7 protein-coding genes are annotated in these 6,452 nt (G+C 68.8%); 4 read left to right on the forward strand and 3 right to left on the reverse strand.

The window, feature by feature from the left end; genetic code table 11:
- Positions 1 to 2,462: Lon protease family protein (locus tag C1H66_RS20325; protein WP_102629694.1), on the reverse strand; the 2,462-nt coding region annotated here is incomplete at its 3' end.
- A gap of 157 nt (positions 2,463 to 2,619) precedes the next feature.
- On the opposite strand from C1H66_RS20325, the gene C1H66_RS20330 reads away from it, so the two are divergent.
- The 4 genes from C1H66_RS20330 (at position 2,620) to C1H66_RS20345 (ending at position 5,410) form a co-directional block, all read left to right on the forward strand.
- Positions 2,620 to 3,435 (forward strand): alpha/beta fold hydrolase, encoded by an 816-nt coding sequence (locus C1H66_RS20330; protein ID WP_170064201.1) that lies wholly within the window; start codon positions 2,620 to 2,622, stop codon positions 3,433 to 3,435.
- Between the two features lie 16 nt (positions 3,436 to 3,451).
- Positions 3,452 to 4,441, forward strand: coding sequence for a sensor domain-containing diguanylate cyclase (locus C1H66_RS20335; RefSeq protein WP_102629696.1), 990 nt, complete (start codon positions 3,452 to 3,454; stop codon positions 4,439 to 4,441).
- 331 nt (positions 4,442 to 4,772) lie between these two features.
- The gene (locus C1H66_RS20340; protein WP_102629697.1) at positions 4,773 to 5,096 is read left to right on the forward strand and encodes a type II toxin-antitoxin system RelE/ParE family toxin; all 324 of its coding nucleotides are present in this window, start codon (positions 4,773 to 4,775) and stop codon (positions 5,094 to 5,096) included.
- A 20-nt stretch (positions 5,097 to 5,116) separates the two neighbouring features.
- Positions 5,117 to 5,410: a helix-turn-helix domain-containing protein gene (locus tag C1H66_RS20345; protein WP_102629698.1), complete on the forward strand. Its 294-nt coding sequence runs from the start codon at positions 5,117 to 5,119 to the stop codon at positions 5,408 to 5,410.
- Positions 5,411 to 5,703: 293 nt separating this feature from the next.
- On the opposite strand, the gene C1H66_RS20350 is transcribed toward C1H66_RS20345, so the two are convergent.
- Positions 5,704 to 5,955 (reverse strand): Txe/YoeB family addiction module toxin, encoded by a 252-nt coding sequence (locus C1H66_RS20350; RefSeq protein ID WP_276308857.1) that lies wholly within the window; start codon positions 5,953 to 5,955, stop codon positions 5,704 to 5,706.
- Positions 5,955 to 6,209 carry a type II toxin-antitoxin system Phd/YefM family antitoxin gene (locus tag C1H66_RS20355; RefSeq protein ID WP_102629700.1) on the reverse strand — a complete coding sequence of 85 codons (255 nt, stop codon included), beginning with the start codon at positions 6,207 to 6,209 and terminating at the stop codon, positions 5,955 to 5,957. The genes C1H66_RS20350 and C1H66_RS20355 overlap by 1 nt, the downstream gene beginning before the upstream one ends.
- Positions 6,210 to 6,452: the final 243 nt, after the last annotated feature.

The raw sequence follows: 6,452 nt of genomic DNA on the forward strand, positions 1-6,452 counted from the left end.
CACTCATCGTCGCTCACCCCGCCATTGCCGTTGCCGCCGTTGCCGTCGTCGCCCTCCTCCTTCGCGCCCTCCTCCTTCACGCCCTCGCGCTTCCCGTTCTCCCCCTTGCCCCGGGCGGCCTTGATCGCCTTGCGGAAGGAGGCGAGCCGCGCCTGCACCCGGCCGTTCAGGCTCGCTTCGGGGAAGGCGCCGTGCTCGTCGGCCTCGCCGAGCTCGAGCCCGGTGAGCAGCGCCAGCGCCTCGTCCACGTGGTGAATCGCATAGACGCGGAAGCGCCCGGCCGCCATGGCGTCGCGCACCTCGGCCTTGAGCATCAGGTGCTCGACATTGCTGGCCGGCAGCACCACCCCCTGCCCGCTCAGCTCCCCGCCGGCGCGGCAGACATCGAAGAAGCCCTCGATCTTCTCGTTGACGCCCCCCACCGCCTGTACCTCGCCGTGCTGATTGATCGAGCCGGTCACCGCCAGCGCCTGGTCGAGGGGCACCCGGGCGATGGCCGACACCAGGACGCAGACCTCGGCCACCGAGGCGCTGTCGCCCTCGATGCCGCCGTAGGACTGCTCGAAGGCGAGGCTCGCCGAGAGCGACAGCGGCTTGTCCAGGGCGTAGCGGTTGGCCAGGTAGCGCGACAGGATCATCACCGCCTTGGAGTGGATGCGCCCGCCCAGGCGCGACTCGCGCTCGATGTCCACCACCTGGCCGCTGCCCGGGCGCGCGGTGGCGGTGATGCGGGTCGGCTGGCCGAAGGCGAAATCGCCGACCTGCAGCACCGAGAGGCCGTTGACCTGCCCGGTCACGTGCCCCTCGGTGGCGATCATCCGGGTGCCGCGGGTGATCTGCTCGTGGCTGCGCTCGCGGATGCGGCCGGCCCGCCACAGCTGCTGCGCCACCGCCTTGTCGACCTGGGCCCGGGAGATCACCGTGACGCCGGCCTCGTCGGCCCAGTGGTCGGCCTCGAGCAGCAGGTCGTGGAGGTCGCGGTGCCGCGCGGTGAGCTTGCGCTGGTCGTCGGCCAGGCGGCTGGCCCGCTCGATCACCGCCGCCACGCCGCTGCGATCCAGCGGGCGCAGCGCCGCCTCCCGCGCCAGGGTGGCGATCATCCGCGCATAGAATCCCTGCTGCGCCTCGTCGCGGACGAGCTCGTCCTCGAGGTCGGCCTGCACCTTGAACAGCTCGAGGAACTCCGGGTCGTGCTCGCACAGCAGGTAGTAGTGCAGCCGCTCGCCGAGCAGCACCACCTTGAGGTCGAGCGGAATCGGCTCCGGCTCCAGGGTGACGGTGCTGATCAGGCCGTAGGCCTGCTCCAGCGACTCGGTACGGATCTCGCCGGCCCGCAGGATGCGCTTGAGCGTCTCCCAGGCGCCGGGCTGGGTCAGCACGCCGCGCACGTCGAGCACCAGGTAGCCGCCGTTGGCGCGGTGCAGGGCCCCGGCCCGGATCAGCGAGAAGTCGGTGAGCAGGGTGCCGTTGTGAACGTGATGCTCGATGCGCCCGACCAGGTGCTGGTGGCTCGGCAGGTCCTGGTAGATCACCGGCGCCCCTTCGGTGTCGGCGTTGTCCACCAGCAGGTTGACCTGGAAGCGGCTGAACACCGCCTCGGGGGGGACCTCCGGGTCGTCGGCGTGGAAGGAGTCCACGTGCAGCAGGATCGCCTCGCGGATCGCCGTCAGGTGGGCCAGCACCCCCGCCTCGTCGGCGTAGCGCTCCTCGAGCTCGACCAGGGGCGCGCCGATCACCGCCTGCAGCATCTCCTCGTTGAGCGCCTGGACCTGGTCGCGCAGCTCCTTCGCCAGCCGCGGCATCTGGCGGATCGCCTGGGTCAGCTTGCGCTGCAGGATCTCCACCGTGCCCTCGATGCGCTCGCGGTCGTCCCTGGCCAGGGCCTCGTAGTCCTGCGGCGACATCATCTCGTCGCCGTCGGCGGGGGCGAAGGTGAAGCCGTTGGGGGTCGAGAGCAGGAGGATGTCCTGCTCGCGGGCCTCGCGGCGCACCGCCTCCACCGCATCGTTCTGGCGCTCGCCCATGGCCTGCTTCATCTCGTGCAGGCGGTTCTGGTACTCCTCGCTCTCGAACACCGCGGGAATCGCCCGGCGCAGCTCCTCCACCAGCTGCTCGATGTCGGTGCGCAGCTGGCGGCCCAGGCCCGGCGGCAGCGCCAGCTGGCGGGGCACCGTGGGGTCGTCGAAGTTGAACAGGTAGCACCAGTCCGGCGGGGGCGCCTCGCCCCGCGAGCGCTCGGTGAGAAAGCGCCCCACCAGGGAGTGCTTGCCATGCCCCGGCTGGCCGAGCACGAACAGGTTGAAGCCGTCGCTTCTGATCGCCGTGCCGAAGCTCAGCGCCTCCCGGGCCCGGTCATGGCCGCCGAGCAGGTCCAGCGACGCCAGCTCGCTGGTCACCTCGAAGGCGAAGGCCTCCTCCGGGCAGGCCCGATACACCTGCGTCACCTCCAGGGGTTCCACCATGGCATCTCTCCCTTACCGTCACCGCCAGTATGGAAGATCGCCGGCCGGTGCGCCCGATATGGATCGAGGCACCGCCACGCTCTCCGGCCGCTCACGGGGATGCTATGCTGACTATCAAGAACCCCGACTCGCCCCCCAGGAACAGCGAAGGACCGCTATGCCCTGCGATATCCGACACCTGCTGAATGTCACCGAGCATGGCCGAGGCAGCACGCCACTGGTCATGGTCCACGGCTTCGGCTGCGACCAGACCGTCTGGAGCCGCATCGTCCCCGTCTTCGAAGCCGACTACCGCATCATCCTGCTCGACCTGGCCGGCTTCGGCGCCTCCGACCGCAGCGCCTTTGATCCCGGTCGCCACGCCCGCCCCGAGGGCCATGCCGAGGACCTGGTCGCCCTGTGCGATGCCCTCGGGCTCGAGGACGCCGTGCTGCTCGGCCACTCCATCGGCGGCACCATCGGCCTGATGGCGGCCATCGAGCGCCCCCGCACCTTCCGCCGGCTGTTGCTGGTCTGCAGCTCCGCCCGCTACCTCGACGACCCGCCGGCCTATTGCGGCGGCTACGGCCCCGAGCAGCTCGACGCCCTGCTGGCACTGATGGAGCAGAACTACCTGGACTGGGCCAGCAGCCTCTCGACGGTGGCCCTGGGCACTGCCGCCACCCCCGGCTGGCACCACGACCTGCAGCAACGCCTGCTGGCGGTGCGCCCCGAGGTGCTGCGCCCCCTGGCCCGCGCCGTCTTCCTCGGCGACATCCGTCACCTGCTGCCCCGGGTGCCGGTGCCCAGCGTGGTCGTGCAGACGACCCATGACGCCATCGTGCCGCTCAGTGCCGCCGACTACCTGCAGCGCCACCTGCCGGACAGCGAGCTGGAGCTGCTCGACTGTGCCGGCCACTACCCCCAACTCACCGCCCCCGAGCGGCTGACCCGGGCGCTCAAGGCCCACCTGCCCTCGCCGACGGCCCGCTGACCAGGGTGCCCTGACGATGCCTCCCCAGAAGGACGACCTCGCCCATTGGTGGAACCGCTCTCCCGACGGCCAGCTGGTCATCGACGAGGGCGGCCATGTGCTGGCGATCAACCGCACCCTGGCCGACTGGTTCGGCCACCGGGCCGAGACGCTGGTCGACCGACCCGCCAGCAGGCTGTTCACCCCCTCGGCGCGGGTGATCTATCTCGGGCTGCTCGACTTCCGCCTGGCCAACCAGGGGCATGCCGACGAGATCCACCTCGAGCTCGACATGGCCGAGGCCGCCCCGCTGCCGGTGATGTGCAGCGCCAGGAGCCTGGCGTACCAGGGCGCCAGGCTGACCCTGCTCGCCCTCACGCCGATTCCGCGCAAGCACCGGCTCGAGCGCGAACTGCTCGAGGCGCGCCAGGCCACCGAACGCGCCCTGCGCGAGAAGGACGCCATCATCGCCGAGCTCGAGACCCTCGGCACCCTGCTGGAAGGGCGCCGCGCCGAACTCGCGCGGCTCGACCGCACCCTCGATCGCCGGGCCACCACCGACCCGCTCACCGGCCTGCCCAACCGCCGGCGGCTCGACGACACCCTGGAGCTGCTCTTCGCCGCCGCCGAACGCCACAAGGCCGCCAGCGCCTTCACCCTGGTGCGGCTGCACATCGACCACTTCGCGACCCACAGCGAGCGCCATGGCCGTGCCCATGGCGACCGGGTCCTCGAGACCCTCGCCGGCCTGCTGCGCGCCACCCTGCGCCTCGACGACCTGGCCGCCCGCGTCGGCGACGCCGAGTTCGTGCTGCTGATGCCCCACACCGGGCCCACCGCCGCCCGGCCCGCCCTCGAGCGGCTGTGTCGCGCCGTCGAGCGCCACCCCTGGTCTCCCGCCCCGGTCACCCTGAGCATCGGGCTGGCCGGCTACCGGCCCGGCGACACCGCCGCCAGCCTCTACCAGCGCGCCGACCAAGCCCTCGACGCCGCCAGGCACGCAGGCCGCAACCGGGTCTGTGAATGACCGCGTGGGAAGAGAAGCGAGGAAGAGGGGGGTGCCCCGGCGTCCGGCGCGTAGTAACCGCTGTCGCGGTGGCCGGGATAGGGCGCGCCATCCACCACCACACAGCCACCGAGGCCGAGCAGTCCGACGCCCAGCTCCAGGCCGCCCAGCCGCTTGATCGAGTGAACGCTCATCGCCGTGTCCATCTGTCGTGGTCCATGGCGCACAGGATAACAGCCACCGCCACGGGGGAAGCAGGACAGGCCCCGTAGCTGTTGCCTTGCCCTTGACCCATCAGAAGCCAGGCCGCAGTATATCAAAACCGATATACTCAAGCTGCCGAGGGATCGACGTGACCAGGAAGAAGCCCGTCGCATTCGTTGGAGACTCCAGGGATCGGCTGCGTGACTTCCCACAAGACGCCAAGAGAGCCGCTGGCTACCAGATCGATCGGATCCAGGCTGGTGGCGTACCGGATGACTATCGGCCAATGCCCAGCGTCGGTCATGGTGTCATGGAGATCCGTATTCGCGAAGACAACGGCGCCTTTCGGATCTTCTATGTGGCAAACAGGGCAGACGCGGTCTACGTGCTTCACTGCTTCCAGAAAAAAACACAGAAAACCACGAAGAAGGACATCGATCTAGGCAAGCGGCGCTACAAGGAGCTGCCTTGACCACCAAAGGAGGTGACACCATGGCCATTGAACGTTACGACAGTGTCTGGGAGGCCATCGAAGACACGCCGGAGGAGGCACTGAACATGCGCCTCCGTTCCGAGCTGATGACGAAGATCGCCGGACGTGTCAGGGAGTGGGGGCTGACCCAGCGAGAAGCGGCACAGCGCCTCGGAGTGACCCAGCCCCGTCTCAATGACCTGCTGGCAGGCCGGATCAACAAGTTCAGCCTGGACGCCCTGGTCAATCTGACGGGGCCGGCACACTTCCATCTTGAGCTGGCGATCGAGGACGAAGAGGGTGTGGCCGCTTAGCACTCGATAGAACCACCGGGCCCGCATACTCAGTTGTGCCACCCGGGGTCTGACCCCGTGCCCGACAGGCGCCGCGACACGGCCAGCCTCGCCGACCTCGACGTCCCGGGGGTCAGACCCCCGAGGGGGAATCGCCCCGGCGCTGGCGGCTGCCACCCTGGGAGGAATAGCGCACAGGATAACAGCCACCGCCGCCGGCAAGGCTCCCTCCGTCGAGGATATCGCGCAGCACGGCGCCTCGGCTCGATGCCGACTGAATGCAAGTCAGGTGGGAAATGGGGGCCGGCTCGCGTTCAGTAATGATAACGACACTGGACGATCACGATGGCACGATCGGTGACCTTGTAGACCAGTCGATGTTCACGGTCGATCCGACGTGACCAGTAACCGGACCATTGATGGCGTAGCGGCTCCGGGTCGCCCAATCCGTCGAATGGCTGGCGCCGAATGTCCTTGATCAGTGCATTGATGCGCTTGAGGGTCTTCTTGTCGCGAGCCTGCCAATAGAGATAGTCCTCCCAGGCATTGCCTGCCCAGGTCAGCATCACGGGTCAAGCAGTCCGTGTTCCGCCCCTTCGCCACGCGCCACCTCGGCGATGGCCTCGTTCAGGCGCTGCGCGTTCCGCGGGCTCGCCATCAGGTAGGCGGTCTCTTCATAGGACTTGAAGTCCTCTACCGACATCACGATGGCCGGTTTGCCGTTCTGGCGCGTGATCAGTACCGGCACATGGTCATCGTTGACCCGGTCCAGGATCTTGGCCAGGTGGCTCCGAAAATGGGTATAGGTGACGGTGTCCATGGGTACCTCCGCGTGGATCGAGTTCATTGTACTTATTCCTGTACGTCTCAGCCAGACCCATCAGTGGCGCGCTACGACGTCACCGGACCTGTCGGTGATTCCCGCCAGGAAATGGAGGCCATCCCTCATTGGCCCGACAGTATCTCGGCGATGGCTGCGCGCTCACCAGAGAAGGCACCGAGGCCCGCCCCTATGGCGTCAGCCCCCCGAGGGGGAATCGCCCCGGCGCTGGCGGCTGCCGCC

It is taken from the genome of Halomonas heilongjiangensis (genome assembly GCF_002879645.1).
Lineage (GTDB): Bacteria > Pseudomonadota > Gammaproteobacteria > Pseudomonadales > Halomonadaceae > Halomonas > Halomonas heilongjiangensis.

Coding starts and splice junctions, on each gene's coding strand:
- C1H66_RS20330 (WP_170064201.1), top strand. CDS start 2,620: ATGCCCTGCGATATCCGACACCTGCTGAATGTCACCGAGCATGGCCGA.
- C1H66_RS20335 (WP_102629696.1), top strand. CDS start 3,452: ATGCCTCCCCAGAAGGACGACCTCGCCCATTGGTGGAACCGCTCTCCC.
- C1H66_RS20345 (WP_102629698.1), top strand. CDS start 5,117: ATGGCCATTGAACGTTACGACAGTGTCTGGGAGGCCATCGAAGACACG.
- C1H66_RS20350 (WP_276308857.1), bottom strand. CDS start 5,955: ATGCTGACCTGGGCAGGCAATGCCTGGGAGGACTATCTCTATTGGCAG.
- C1H66_RS20355 (WP_102629700.1), bottom strand. CDS start 6,209: ATGGACACCGTCACCTATACCCATTTTCGGAGCCACCTGGCCAAGATC.